The organism is Spirosoma pollinicola (assembly GCF_002831565.1).
Classification (GTDB): Bacteria; Bacteroidota; Bacteroidia; order Cytophagales; family Spirosomataceae; genus Spirosoma; species Spirosoma pollinicola.
In genome coordinates this window covers 4,173,803-4,187,739 of sequence record NZ_CP025096.1, presented here as the reverse complement: position 1 = coordinate 4,187,739, position 13,937 = coordinate 4,173,803, and the positions used below count along the sequence as shown (strand labels likewise).

Here is a 13,937-nt window from a genome sequence, read left to right as displayed (position 1 = left end):
ATAATGAACTATATAGCATTGTTGGTTTTTATTAATTCTATTACTAATTAGACGTATTTAATTTACTGTTTGTTTCATTATTTTTATAACATATATAATAAGTTACCAAAATAAAGTTAATTAGCCATTCTGAGCTTAATTTTACATAACCTACCTATTCATCATTAATTGAACTCATACAGTGCTTAACTGCCAGATTGGCTAATTAAGCGGCTACTAATGACCTCATCCAGTAGACCTATTATCAGGATATGAATCGAAACCAACAAATCTCTTGCATGGTAGCCGTGGGTCTCCTGCTGACGGTATTCATTGGCATTAACGCACGCCAGACAATCCTGCGATTAATTGAAATGAACAATTGGGAGGTACATACTTATCGCGTCCTGAATAAGACACAACGAGTACAGACACTACTCACCCTTATCGACAATGACTTGCGAGGCTATCTGTTCAGTACCAATGCCTATTTCAAAGCCGATTTTGAGCGTAGCAGTCGTAGCATGGGCCAGGAGCTTATGGACATTGAATCCTTAACGATTGATAACCCAGCCCAGACCAAACGGTTAAACTTGCTGAACACGATTTTCCAGCATAAGTTAGCCCGAAGCCAATCCTTATTTGAGGCCGGCGTTATTCAGGCCGGAATGGCTCGTTTGGACTCCATTGACCGGTTTCTGGCGTTAAGCAACCGTTTCCAGCAAATCCTGCAAGAAACGGAAAACAGTGAAAATAGCCTGCTTACCAGGCGCATTTCCGCCAGTAAACGATCCGCTTCCTACGCCCTGATCAGTAACCTGGTGGGGGCCGGTGCGGCTCTGGGCATGATCTTATGGGCGATTTACCTCCTTTATGGCTCTTTACGGAAGAGCAACCGTCTTAACCAGAAACTAACCGACAGCGAACAGCAGACAAAACGGTTGCTGGAAGCAGTACCTGTTTCCATTGTTATTATCGATAAACAGGGAAAATTCTATTATGCCAATCAGGCGGCCACCCGATTAATGGAGAATCTAACCGAGGCTAAATCGTACGCTGATTTTGTGAGTTCAGTCCAGTTATTCCGCTACCCAAGCGGTGAGATCTATCCACTCGACCAACGACCTACCTTCCGGGCCTTACGGGGCGAATTCGCTCAGGTTGATGATCTTGAAATGCGCCTTAACGACACCGCTATTCAACTCCTTAGTTCATCCTCCCCGGTCTACGATGTCCAGGGGCAGTTGCAATATGTGATAACAACGAGTATTGACATAAGTGAACGGGTACAATCCCATAAGCGCCTGGAAGAAGCCAAAAAAATGGCCGAAACCGCCGTCAAGGTGAAAGAGGACTTCCTGGCCAATATGAGTCATGAAATCCGGACGCCACTCAATGCCATGCTTGGCTTTTCAGAATTAATCGAGTTGACAAATCTGGATGACGAGCAAAAAGAGTACGTTCGCCTTATTCGAACGGCGGGCAAAAACCTGCTGACCATTGTCAATGATATTCTGGACATATCTAAAATTGAAGCAGGCCAGATAAAGCTGGAATCGATTCCCTTCAGCATCCAGCTGCTGACGGCCTCCCTGAAAGCCATGTGCCAGGCCGCCGCAGCGGAAAAGGGCTTGCAGTTGACGGTCTTGATTGATCCAGACCTACCGACTGTATTTCTAGGCGACCCCACACGGTTGACCCAGATTTTACTTAATCTACTTAATAACGCGATTAAATTTACCAAACAAGGCCACATTTTGTTGCAGGTTGACCAGGTAGACGATACCAACCCTGATAGTCGAAGAATCCGCTTCCTTGTTGAGGATACGGGTATTGGCATCGCATCCCATAAACTTTCGGCCATCTTCGAACGATTTCAACAGGCCGAAAACTTTACAACCCGCTATTATGGCGGAACGGGCTTGGGTCTTAATATTGTCAAAGCGCTGACTGAGCTTCCAAAGGGTTCAGTGTCCGTAACCAGTATGGAGGGCCAGGGCTCCCGGTTTGTGGTTGACATTCCGTATGTGATAGCCCTGGAACAAATCCGGATGAACCAACAACCCGTTTCAAAAGCCGTTATCCGACAGGAAAACGTGCGGGTACTGGTGGTGGAAGATAACCTGATGAATCAACGACTCGTTCAGCAAGTTCTCAACCGGTTAGGGTACCAGGTAAAAATAGCAGATAATGGTCGAATGGGATTACAGATGCTGGAGGAGGCGACTTATGATGTCATTCTGATGGATCTGCAAATGCCCATTATGGACGGCTATGAAACGACTCGTTTTATCCGCTCCAAACTAAAACTTACCCTACCCATTATCGCCATGACCGCCCATGCCCTACCCAGTGAAAAAGAAAACTGTCTGAAAGCGGGCATGAATGACTTTCTGTCCAAGCCATTTCAACTTGAGGAACTCCAGCAGATTTTACGGCCTTACTTATCAGACAGCCAACCGATCCGCCTCAAGTCAGCCACCGTCGATGTGGTGCCAATGGCTGTCCAGCTCTTCTCACCGCAGTCAATCCTGGAGATTGTTGATCACAATATGGCTTCAGTCATTGACCTGCTGGAGCTCTACCTGACGGAGACCCCGCCAGCTCTCGAAAAACTTCAACTGGCGCTGGATCAGCTGGATTTAGTTGAAATAAAGCGATTGTTGCATATGCAGAAAGTACATACAAAGATGCTCGATATGGGTGAAGCGACTCGCCTAATACTGGAAGCGGAGGAACTGGCTCGAAACCAGAAGGGTATTGGTGATGTAGCCTCGTTGGTTGAGCAATATATGGGCCAAGTGAAGGCTATGTTACCTACAATCAGGCACTACATACAGGCCAATAGGAACCTTATCAGCAACCCGTGAACCCGGCCTGAATGGCAATTCTCCACTAGAAGTTGAACATTAACAAAGTCAGTTGGTGCATTTAGATGAATTAGGAAATGGCATTCCGTCAGCTGTATGTTAGGAAGAGCGTTAGACAGTTAGTAAAAAACGGAGGTACAAATAAAGGTTAGTGGCTGTTGCACAACTCTAACCAGACGGCAATGGGTTACTGCTAGCTTCTTATCAGCGCTATCTTGACCACTAAGAAACACATGATTTTGGCAGATCGAATCTTTATCGACCACAAGCAGGACTCTAATTGAGTTGTGCAACAGCCACGGGCGTTTTATAAAATGAGTTACCCATCTCAACTAACCCCGCAAGGGCGGTGAGGTGACCAGGCCACGTTTTCGGCCGGTCCACGGTTGGCATTTTGACTGCCCCTTTAGGCTCATTAATGAGCAACTCAAGCCCGGTGCCCAGGCCCATTTCGTGTTCCATTAGACGTCAAATAATGGCCCAGGCACACGACGTTTCGATGGAAGTACCTAATCTTCGTAACTTGTGCTTTATTCTGTCAGCAGTAGTCAACCAATGACCGATCAACCCTCGCCCCCTAACCTAGATACGAGCGCCCAAAACGAACGCTTAAGCATCGCCCTGCAGGCTGCCCAGGTGGGCACCTGGGACCTGGATATCCTCAACCAAACCGTCTGGTAGGATGAGTGCTGTAAGCAGCTCTATGGCTTTCACCAGGATGACATTGTCGCCTACGATCAAGTTCTCCTGTACATGCACCCCGATGACCGCCAGCACGTCGAGCAAGCTGTGCAGTGGGCGCTAAATCCGGACTCCGATGGGCATTATAATGTCCATTTTCGTACCCTTGGGGCCGACGATGGCCAACTGCGGTGGCTCCACTGCCGTGGACGGGCTTTTTTTGATGAGCAAGGTCAGGCCTACCGCTTCTCGGGCACTGCTCAGGAGGTGACCCAACTACTCCAGACCCGTCAACAACTCCAGGCCAGCGAGGCCCGCTTTACGGATTTAGTCATGGCCACCCCAGCGGCTACGGCGGTCTTTACCGGACGGCACATGCTGATTCAGCAGGTCAATGCCCCCATGCTGGCCATCTGGGGGAAAGATGCCTCGGTGATGGGTAAAACCCTGCACGCAGCCATGCCCGAACTGGCAGAACAGCCTTTTCTGGCCCAGCTTCAGCACGTCTTCGATACGGGCCAACCGGTTCAGCACTGGGAAAGCGTAGCCCAGATGATCCAGAACGGGCAGCCCAGGCGCGTCTGGTTCAACCATGCCTATAACCCCCTGTATGATCAAGCCGGCCGGATCTATGGCGTCATCAATACCGCCATCGACGTCAGCCCCCAGGTACTGGCCCGCCAGCAACTCGCCGAAAGCGAAGCCCAATTCCGGGCCCTCATTAAAGAAGCCCCCGTGCCGACCTGTTTGTTTGTGGGCCATGAGCTACGCATCGAGGTGGCCAACCAAGCGATGATTACCGTCTGGGGTAAAGGACCCGGCGTTATTGGCCTGCCACTAGCCGAAGCCTTACCCGAATTGAAGAATCAACATTTTCTCACCACGCTGGATGAGTTGTTAAGAACGGGCGAGACCTATTCCTCAAAGGCCGGTCAGGCGGATTTAGTTATCGATGGAAAGCTACAAAGCTTTTACTTTGATTACGATTTCAAGCCCCTGTATGATCAGCAGGGAACCCGGTATGCCATCCTGGAAACGGCCGTCGACGTGACCCAGCAAGTACTGGACCGGCGAGCCCTGGAGGAAAGCGAAGCGGCTTTACAAAACGCCATTGCCCTGGCTGAGTTGGGTACCTGGACGCTGGACATTGCCAGTGGTGGTACCCAACTTTCCTCCCGGCACGCCGATATGCTTGGCTTAACGACGCCGTATCTGCCCTACGAAACAGTGCTGGCCATTGTTCATCCCGATGATCGGGAGCGGGTGCGGGCAGCCATTGAGCGAGCCCAGCAATCGGGGTCCAACGGGCACTTCCAGTCCGAATATCGCATTATTAATGCCCGCAGCGGTAAACAGCAACTGATCCGGGCTCGGGGTCAAACGAGTTTCGATGACCAGGGCCAGCCCGTGCACATTGCCGGTACGGCCCAGGATGTCACCCTGGAGCGCGAGTCGCAGAAGTTGCTAGAACAACTAGTACAGGAGCGCACCGAAGAACTAGCCGCCACAAACGAAGAATTATTGGCGACGAACGAAAACTTTATGGGGGCTAATCAGGCCTTGGAGCGGGCTAACTCGGATCTAATCCGGTCGAACCAAAACTTGGAGCAGTTTGCTTACATTGCTTCACATGATCTACAAGAACCCCTTCGCAAGATTCAGCAATTCGGCGACCTACTGAAAACGCGTCTAACCGGTTCGGTGAGTGGTGAGGACCTGACTTATCTCGAGCGCATGCAAATAGCTGCTAGTCGCATGTCGGTCCTGATCAAAGATTTACTGGCCTTCTCGCGAATCTCGACCACGCAGGCCGTTGCCCAGCCGGTGAAGCTCGATGAAGTCGTCAACGGGGTCTTGGAGAGCTTATCGGTAGCTATCGAGGAGAGTGGGGCGCAAATTGAGGTGGATGACCTACCGACGGTACAGGGCGACCCGTTGCAGTTAAGTCAACTCTTCCAAAATCTGCTGGCCAACGCCCTTAAATTTCGACGGACTAGCTCGGTAGGGACCTTCCTGATTCCTCAGATTACGGTTCGTGCCCGACTGCTAGCCAGAGGCGAGCTACCTGCTTCAACCCAGCCCGCGCGGGATGCCGATCAGTATCACCTGATCGAGGTGATTGACAACGGCATCGGCTTCGAGGAGAAGTACCTGGATCGCATTTTTCAGGTTTTCCAGCGTTTGCATGGCAAGAATGAGTTTGCCGGTACGGGGGTGGGGTTAGCTATTGTGGAAAAGGTAGTGACCAATCATGGCGGAGCCATAACGGCCAGTAGTAAGCCGAACCAGGGCGCCACGTTTTGCGTGTATTTACCCGCTTAGTGAGTGGTCAGTATGGCTAAGTAGGTGTCAGAACAAGGCCATTTTTGAGCCGTAACTACCGGCTTTCACAGTCTTGTAAAAAGGCTTCTATCGTTTGTTACTTATTAACCATGCGAAAGGGCATTTTATTTTGGTTCATCTATAAACATCCCTAAACGGGTGAACAAAGTTGCTAACTAGATGTCAATAGCTGTCTAAACGGCTCTCAAATGGTATTTTTCCGCTAAAGTAGAAATAAGGCCCGCTTCCCCTTCCCTTTTCGATACTTTGTATTTTTCTTATTTAACGTCCATAAAAGGTAACGTGGCTGTTGCACAACTCTGCCTAGAGAAATAAGGAGACTTTTCTGTATTTTGAGGTATGCAAGGCAGAAAAGAATATATCGAAAAGCACATCACTTGTTTTCAGCTGTCCAGCCGCGTCCCTAAGCACAACTTCTACCGCCGATTAAAGGAGACGCTCGACCTAACCTTTATCCATGAGGCCACGAAACAGCTCTATGGCCATACTGGAAACCCTTCCATTGATCCAGTCGTATTCTTTAAGTTCATGCTCATCGGTTGTCTGGAGAATATCACCTCCGACAGAAAGTTGGTCGAGCATTGCTCTATGCGGATGGATATGCTGTATTTCCTGGGCTATAACATTGATGAGCTATTACCTTGGCACTCCACGTTGAGTCGTACTCGACAACTGTATCCGGAGGTACTCTTTGAGGCTGTGTTCGATAAAGTATTCAGCCTCTGTGTAGCCCATAACATGGTGGCTGGCCGTAGAGTAGCCATTGACTCGGCACCCGTCAAAGCCAATGCGTCGATGGAACGACTACTAGAAAAACAACCCGATTTACCCGGTCCTAGGCTAGTTCAATCGGTCGAGGATCAGAATCAGGTAGTGGACACGATACCTCCACCCAGCAAGCGTCACGCTGGATCGATTATTACGGCGTCCGATCATCAGTTGAAACAGTTGAAAAAGCACCAGCAAAACTTGAAGAATGCACCTCCTACTTCAGGAGCTAGCCACGAAAAAGCCCAATTGCTGAGCAACAAGACGCACTATAGCCCTACCGATCCCGATGCTCGTATCTCGGTCAAGCCCGGCAAAGCCCGCAAACTCAATTACCATTGTAGCCTGGCAGTGGATACCGCCGAAGGCGTCATTAGTCATGTGCAGGCCGATTTTGCTGATGGCCGGGATAGCCAGTGCTTACCCGATATTATGGTGAAGCTTCAGCAGCGGTTGGCCGCCAATGAGCTACGTTTAGAAGAGGTATTGGCTGACACGGCCGGGCCGCCGGTGCGGTTATTCAAACGGTAGTAACTACGCCTTGTTGGAAGGGTGGAAAATCACAGGCTGGATACCTGTCTTCGGCCACTATAAGCCCCAGATCGAAGGCTTTTCCTATGATTCTGAGGAGGATCACTTTACGTGTTCAGCCGGCAAGCGATTGCCTTTCAAGACCTTTGCCACCTATGCCGACACCAGTTTATTGAAGATCTATCGGGCAGATTACCAAGCCTGCCAACAGTGTCCGCTCAAAGCCACTTGTGTGCCCAAGAGCCAATACCGACAAATTATCCGAACGGCCTATGATCCCTTCTACCGTCGAGCCCTGGAGCGCCAGCAAAGTCGGCGGGGCAAACGCATGAAACGGCTTCGCCAACGAACGGTGGAACCCGTCTTAGGTAGTCTGGTAGAGTACAATGGGTTACGGAAGGTGAATGTACGGGGTAAGGCTGGGGCTCACAAAGTGATGCTAATGGCGGCTATTGCCTTCAACCTGAAGAAGTATATGAAGTTCACCACCAAGTCCACTCTGGGCCAGGCCATAGCCCTAAAGGTGGAATGGTCATTGTCTTCTCAAGACACTTGTCTGGGCTTTGGTGTGCTTTTTCTCAACTAAGAAGGACAGACGATGGTAGAAAATCTTATTCGCCTATTCAGACGCTGAAAAATCGATGTGGGAACCAGAGTTGTGCAACAGCCACGACCGCTTGTAAAACGCCATAAGATCTCTCTGACTGTCCTTTCCGTACAGGGTTGATTCTGTATTTAAAGGAAAGTGTTAACTTGGCTGACGTATCCTTGAAATGGCATAGGCCAACAGTAGCTATGATTTATCAATTAGAAATTGATGATCGCGACGAGACGGGTAAAGCCGTGTTGGCTTTCATCCGACAGATGGCGGCCACCAATAAAGCTATAAAGCCCCCGGTCGCTCTCCATCAACCGGAGTTAACGGAACGTCCTTTTGGCACCATGAAGGGTAGCTTTAAATTAGCGCCGGACTTCAATGAGCCCTTGGACGATCTGAAAGAGTATATATAATGCGCTTACTCATCGATACGCATATCTTATTATGGGTACTGGAAGCTGACGCCCAATTATCCGTTCGGGCAGCAGAGTTGATTCGTAGCACCACCAATGAGGTGTTTGTGAGTGCCGCTTCGCTGCTCGAAATTTCCATCAAAAAAAAGATTGGCAAACTGGACACAACCCGAACGGCTACTGAAATCGTCCAGGAGATGACCCGCGTGTTAGCCTTTCAGCTCCTGCCTATTCTGCCCCATCACTTAGACGCTTATCAGTCGATACCGCTGTATGAAGATCATCGTGATCCCTTTGATCGGTTGTTAATCGCAACGGCCCTGGCCGATAATCTCACCCTGATATCCGACGATGGTAAGTTCGAACGGTACACTCCTTTCGTAAGCTTGATTCGATAGTCTGCTCACTTGGATTTTCGTTTTTCCTCTTCAAGCCGGAATCAACTCGATAAATGATGGTTTGTTACTACTTGTTACAGATGTTAAACGTTCTTTTAAGATTTGCGACAACCTCTAAAACCAATTCTTTATTGTGCTCGGTTCTCTTCGGACTATTGATTTGACTAACCAACGGTATAGGATATATGGCCCCTTAGTATTTAGCTATAATAGGCTAAACTTATTAAGAGATTTTTTACATTTAGGTGTAGCTACAATATATCAGCAAATATGATTAAAGCGCTTCTAGATGGCATCACCCGCGAACATCTGCTTCAAGCAATTCACAAATTAGACAACAATGTGACAAATGCGTTTGCTTATTCAACCCACTACGACGTCCTTTTTCAGGACCAGCGATATCCTTCAAAAGCTGTCGTAGGTCTGGCAGCCGAAATCGTTTTAGGACATCCCGTTAAGCCAAAAGATTTCACTGGTGGTATTGGCTCAACGTGTTTTCGTGTTTTGCAGGAAAATGGCTTTACTATCGTCTCGAAATTGTCTCCATCAATTGAGGCTAGCCAAAAGCGGTATTGGTGGGTTAACCATAAACAGACCGTCAAGAAAGAGCTAAACGGCGGCTATCTCTGGTCACCCCAGACAAAGTCAAATGGGAACGTCAATTTAAGCTACGAGAACTTAAGGCTTACTAAACCTAAGGATATTGTATTTTCGTATGCAGGTGGAATAATTAAGGCTATCGGCCTAGTCACTAAAGAATGTCAGTTGGCTGACCGCCCTGAAGAATTTGGTGAACTTGGCTATCAATGGGGTAAAGAAGGTTACTTGGTGACGATTGATTGGACTAGTCTTTCTCAGCCCTTAGTGCCTAAAGACCATTTATCGGTTATTGCCCCTTTGCTGCCACTTAAACACTCTCCCATCCGACCTACTACCGGTGGTGGCAACCAAGGCTGTTACCTAGCCGCTATTAGCCCAGGGCTAGCAAGTTTGTTGCTTCAACTGATTGGTAGGCAGAATGCTACCTTAACTGATGAGCTTCAAGTGGTTTTTCAAGACCTTAAAGACCTTGATGCTGAAGCCCAAATTCATCAGGCTTCTATACCACAGACGGTCAAAGACCAACTTATCAAAGCCCGAGTAGGCCAGGGCATTTTTCGAACAAATGTATCGGGTATTGAACAGGCTTGTCGGTTAACCGGCATTACAAACAAAGCACTGCTCATCGCTAGTCATATCAAACCCTGGCGAATAAGTACCAATGAGGAGAAGTTAGATAAATATAACGGTCTTCTGCTTTCGCCTCACGTGGATAAGTTATTCGATAAAGGTTGGATATCCTTCTCAGATGAGGGAGATGTGTTAATTTCTAATATAACCATCCAGAAGGTCATGGATGTTTGGGGTCTTAATTACACGAAGAATGTGGGGTCCTTTACTGCCCAGCAGAAACAGTATGTATTCCGGCCAAAGTGACCCAGGCGTTTCGGAGCAAACTGACCCACCCCGCCTGTGGGTAGGAACCGCTCAAAGTTAGTACACTTTATTTCTCAGCCGCAAGACTTTGCTTGCGTCGCATCGATTCACCCTTCAACTCCATCCGGTGAGCCTTGTGAGTCAGCCGGTCCAGGATGGCATCGGCCAGGGTAGGATCGTCGATGTAGTCGTGCCATTTACTCACCGGCAGTTGCGAGGTGATGATCGTAGCGGCCTTGCCATGCCGGTCCTCCATGATCTGTAACAGGGCCAATCGGCCATTCTGATCAAGGGGTTGCAGACCCCAGTCATCCAGAATGAGCAGGTGTTGCCGCTCCAGACGACTCATCTCCCGCTGGTAGGAGCCGTCGGCTTTGGCCAGTTGCAGTCGCTGTATGAGCCGGATCAGATTGTGATAACCCACCCGATACCCCAGCTGACAGGCCTGATAGCCCAGGGCCGAAGCCACGTAACTTTTGCCGCAGCCAGTGGACCCCGTCAGAAAAATATTCTCGGCTCGATCGATAAAGCGGCAATCGGCCAAACGAAGCACCAGCGTCTTATCCAGGTTGCGGCCAGGGCCGTAGTGTAACTCTTCCAGCGAGGCCTGATAGCGAAAGCGGGCCGCCCGGATGGCCATCTGGGTGCGTCGGTGTTGACGGTACTCATGTTCAGCTTCAGTAAGCTGGGCCAGCAGTTCGTCGGCAGGCGGTTGCTGGTGAAGGGGCAGCCGAAGCAGGGTCTCGAAGGCCTGATACATGCCCACCAGTTTAAGGTCTCGTAGTCGGTCAAGTGTCGCTTGGTTATTCATACTTTTCATTCCCTTTTGTAGTTGGTACGTGTGTTGATTGGCTACGCTTTACTGGTAGGCTGATGCGCCCCGGATGTTTTCATGGGTGGGTACTGAGCTGACAGGACTGGCATCGGAGAGGGCATCCAGCCCGCGTTCGATGATGGATCGGATGACTTTGTAGCTTACGCTCTGGTAGCACAACGCCCGTTGGCAGGCCCGCTCCAGACGCTCTCTACCCACTTTCTTTTCCAGGCTTAGTACACCCTGGCACGACTTGTAGGCCTGTTCGGGATGAGCCCGGCTCGTTAGGATGGCTTCGACGGCCTGCCGGGTTTGGGGACCAATGCGGTCGGCCCGACGGACAAACGTCTCCGGGTTCCAGTCACTGACCCACTGATGGGCCGGGGGCAAATGCTCTTTGAGCGTCGAGTAGCGGTACTGTCCCTGTAATCGCTGGTGAGTCGCAATACGCTGGTGCTGGCAGTAGACTTCGACGCTTGAGGCCGTGTAGATCAGCCGTACCCACTGGCCGATGTAGCGGTAGGGAACGCTGTAATAATGCTTGTCTTCCGACAGCAATACGTGGCCGTTTTTCTGAACCCGGCTCCCCGCGTAGTGTTTGATGAGATAAGCCGTGTTGGGCAACCCCATCAAGTGCATTCGCTCCCGCTCCTCGAACTGCGACTGCCGACTATGGCCCCGGTTCTGAAAGCGCATTTGATTGTGGGCGTCGAGTAAGGGGCGGATAGCCGCATTGAGATCGTCAAGTCGATGAAAGACCTCATTGCGCAGGGGCGCGTAGATGCGTCGATAGAGGATGTTGACTGCTCCTTCGACCAGAGCTTTGTCGCGGGGCTTACCGCTCCGGGCAGGCAGGATCGTCGTTTGGTAATGGAGCGCAAAGTCAGCCAGCGTCTCATTGATCTGCGGTTCGTAGCGATCCGAGCGAATCACAGCCGCTTTGAGGTTATCGGGCACGATGGCCGCTGGTACGCCCCCGAAGTAGTGTAGGGCGTTTTGCAGGGCGGTGATGAAGTCCTCCTTGCGCTGAGTAGCCACCACCTGGGCGTAGGTAAGCTGACTGCAACCCAGCACGGCCACGAAGAACTCGACCGGCCTGATCTCCCCTGTAATCTGGTCGACCAGCGAGAGCCGCTTACCGGCAAAGTCGACGAAGAGCTTGTCGCCCGCTTTGTGCTCCATGTGCATGCTGGTCTGCTGCCGCTGGCTCCAAAGCTGATAATAGTGGCAGAACTGCGTATACTGATAGCCGTCGGGATGTTCGGTTTTGTAATCCAGCCAAAGACTATACCGGGTAACGCCGGGTCGGGTCAGTTCGCGGTCAATCTGAGCGAATCGTTGTTGAAGAATAGGTAGAGGGGCGCCGGGTGAGGGCGCAGGCGGACGACTTTGTACCAGCTCATCCAACTGTTGGTCGGAGAGTTGGGGGAGGGAAAGCGTTGCCGGATCGGGGAGCATGCGCAGGTAGCCCCGGACGGTATTGCGAGCCAGCCCTAGCGAACGGGTGATATCCCGGATAGACTTTTGTTGCTGCTGGAGAAGCAGAATCTGACGGAGTAGGTGCATAGGAAGACGCTGGTTGGCCATAGGTTCGGAGGGTCAATTTGTTCCGAAACTACGGTGATTAGGCGGCTCCTACTCAACGGGCGGGGTGGGTCAGTTTGACCCGAAATGGGTGGGTCAACTACATCCGAAACAGGTGGGTCAGTTTACTCCGAAATACACACCGTACCCGCCAACTTTACCCAGAAGCACTTTTTGAGCTACTATTTGATCAGGTGTTCAGCCGCTTCGGCCTTTAGATTTGAGCCGTTGTATGATTCCAAGATGAGTCGTGTAACTTGATGCCACTCACAAAGCGTGAGCGACCAACCCCAGCAGAGGTACCTTAACGCGTCGGCAAGGCTTACGACCTATGGACCGATTAAAGACTCTGCTGGGATATCTTAGACGTTGTCTTCAGATAGAAATGCGGGTTCGTGGCCCATGAGCAAGGTATTGAAGGTGTCTATATGTTGGTCAACTCGTTTACTTTTTACCCTGTAAAGTTATGCAATTCGATTATTTCATTGGCGTGGATGTGTCCAAAGTTACTCTCGACTTTGCGGTTGCGAAAACCAATCAAGTCCTGTTTCATCAGCAGGTCAGCAATGATCAAAAAGGCATTACTGATTTTCTTAAGGCGTTACGTCAGCAAACCAAAGCAAGTATTGAACAGTGTCTATTTTGCCTGGAATTTACAGGCATCTACAACAACCCACTTCTAAAAAAACTTCACCAGCTTTCAGCTTCCATTTGGATCGAGCGAGCAGTTCACATCCAGGAAAGCATAGGACTTACGCGGGGCAAAAACGATCAAATTGATGCCAAACGGATTGCCCTATTTGCTTATAAAAACCGCGACGAAGCCCGTTTGTGGACCCCACCACGCCCTGTTATTGCCCAGTTAGACCGGTTGACCGCTCAGCGGGCTCGCTTGGTGAAGGTGATCAAAATCTTACAGACACCACTAACTGACTCGGAGGGCTTCATTGACAAAGCAGATCGAAAAGCCAATCAGCCGGCCTGTGCGGCCTCGTTGAAATCGCTCAAGGCAGATCTCAAATCAGTCGATAAATCAATTGTAGAACTGGCTAGGCAAGACCCTGAACTCAATCGACTTTTCGAGCGAGTCACTTCCGTAGTCGGTATTAGCCAGACCACGGCTGCTGAGATCATTGTCACGACGAACGAGTTTAAAGCCATTGCTGATCCAAAAAAGTTTGCCTGCTATGCTGGAGTAGTTCCCTTCGAACGAAGTTCAGGCCAGCGTAGAGGCCGTCCTCAGGTGAGTCATCGAGCCAATAAAAAAGTCAAATCGTTACTTCACATGGGGGCCATGTCAGCGGTTCAGCATTGTGCGCAGCTCAAAGCCTACTACGACCGAAAAGTGGGTGAAGGCAAGAACAAAATGTTAGTACTCAATAACGTCCGGAACAAGATTGTCCTGCGTATTTTCGCCTGCGTTCGGGAAGACCGAAATTATGACGAAAAGTATGTGCATTCACTTGTTTAGATCATAGAAAT

The 13,937-nt window shown here is 50.0% G+C and carries 10 protein-coding genes and 2 pseudogenes; 9 read left to right on the top strand and 3 right to left on the bottom strand.

All coding sequences use genetic code 11. The annotated features are described in order from the left end of the window. Nucleotides 1-251: 251 nt before the first annotated feature. The gene (locus tag CWM47_RS17520) at nucleotides 252-2,849 is read left to right on the top strand and encodes a hybrid sensor histidine kinase/response regulator (RefSeq protein WP_100989537.1); all 2,598 of its coding nucleotides are present in this window, start codon (nucleotides 252-254) and stop codon (nucleotides 2,847-2,849) included. 276 nt (nucleotides 2,850-3,125) lie between these two features. On the opposite strand, the gene CWM47_RS17515 is transcribed toward CWM47_RS17520, so the two are convergent. After that, nucleotides 3,126-3,311 carry a hypothetical protein gene (locus CWM47_RS17515; protein ID WP_100989536.1) on the bottom strand — a complete coding sequence of 62 codons (186 nt, stop codon included), beginning with the start codon at nucleotides 3,309-3,311 and terminating at the stop codon, nucleotides 3,126-3,128. A gap of 63 nt (nucleotides 3,312-3,374) precedes the next feature. Here CWM47_RS17515 and CWM47_RS39250 point away from each other — a divergent pair, with 63 nt between their 5' ends. The 7 genes and pseudogenes from CWM47_RS39250 (at nucleotide 3,375) to CWM47_RS17490 (ending at nucleotide 10,057) form a co-directional block, all read left to right on the top strand. Further along, nucleotides 3,375-3,530 carry a hypothetical protein gene (locus CWM47_RS39250; RefSeq protein WP_240625936.1) on the top strand — a complete coding sequence of 52 codons (156 nt, stop codon included), beginning with the start codon at nucleotides 3,375-3,377 and terminating at the stop codon, nucleotides 3,528-3,530. Between the two features lie 21 nt (nucleotides 3,531-3,551). Beyond that, a pseudogene (locus CWM47_RS40270) lies at nucleotides 3,552-4,979 on the top strand (PAS domain-containing protein); the annotation flags it as partial. Nucleotides 4,980-5,072: 93 nt separating this feature from the next. After that, entirely contained in the window at nucleotides 5,073-5,852 is a 780-nt protein-coding gene (locus tag CWM47_RS40265; RefSeq protein WP_394342019.1) for a sensor histidine kinase, read from the top strand. Between the two features lie 360 nt (nucleotides 5,853-6,212). Next, a pseudogene (locus CWM47_RS40665) lies at nucleotides 6,213-7,758 on the top strand (IS1182 family transposase). 209 nt (nucleotides 7,759-7,967) lie between these two features. Next, nucleotides 7,968-8,183, top strand: a complete 216-nt coding sequence (locus CWM47_RS17500; RefSeq protein WP_100989535.1) for a DUF2281 domain-containing protein — start codon at nucleotides 7,968-7,970, stop codon at nucleotides 8,181-8,183. Next, nucleotides 8,183-8,581 (top strand): type II toxin-antitoxin system VapC family toxin, encoded by a 399-nt coding sequence (locus CWM47_RS17495; protein ID WP_100989534.1) that lies wholly within the window; start codon nucleotides 8,183-8,185, stop codon nucleotides 8,579-8,581. The genes CWM47_RS17500 and CWM47_RS17495 overlap by 1 nt, the downstream gene beginning before the upstream one ends. A 270-nt stretch (nucleotides 8,582-8,851) precedes the next feature. Further along, nucleotides 8,852-10,057 (top strand): HNH endonuclease, encoded by a 1,206-nt coding sequence (locus CWM47_RS17490; RefSeq protein WP_100989533.1) that lies wholly within the window; start codon nucleotides 8,852-8,854, stop codon nucleotides 10,055-10,057. Between the two features lie 67 nt (nucleotides 10,058-10,124). Here the strand turns inward: CWM47_RS17490 and istB are convergent, their stop codons facing one another. After that, nucleotides 10,125-10,877, bottom strand: coding sequence for an IS21-like element helper ATPase IstB (istB, locus tag CWM47_RS17485; RefSeq protein WP_240625933.1), 753 nt, complete (start codon nucleotides 10,875-10,877; stop codon nucleotides 10,125-10,127). 39 nt (nucleotides 10,878-10,916) lie between these two features. Continuing rightward, entirely contained in the window at nucleotides 10,917-12,437 is a 1,521-nt protein-coding gene (gene istA / locus CWM47_RS17480; protein ID WP_240625932.1) for an IS21 family transposase, read from the bottom strand. A 484-nt stretch (nucleotides 12,438-12,921) separates the two neighbouring features. Here istA and CWM47_RS17475 point away from each other — a divergent pair, with 484 nt between their 5' ends. Then, nucleotides 12,922-13,926 (top strand): IS110 family RNA-guided transposase, encoded by a 1,005-nt coding sequence (locus tag CWM47_RS17475; RefSeq protein ID WP_100989531.1) that lies wholly within the window; start codon nucleotides 12,922-12,924, stop codon nucleotides 13,924-13,926. Nucleotides 13,927-13,937: the final 11 nt, after the last annotated feature.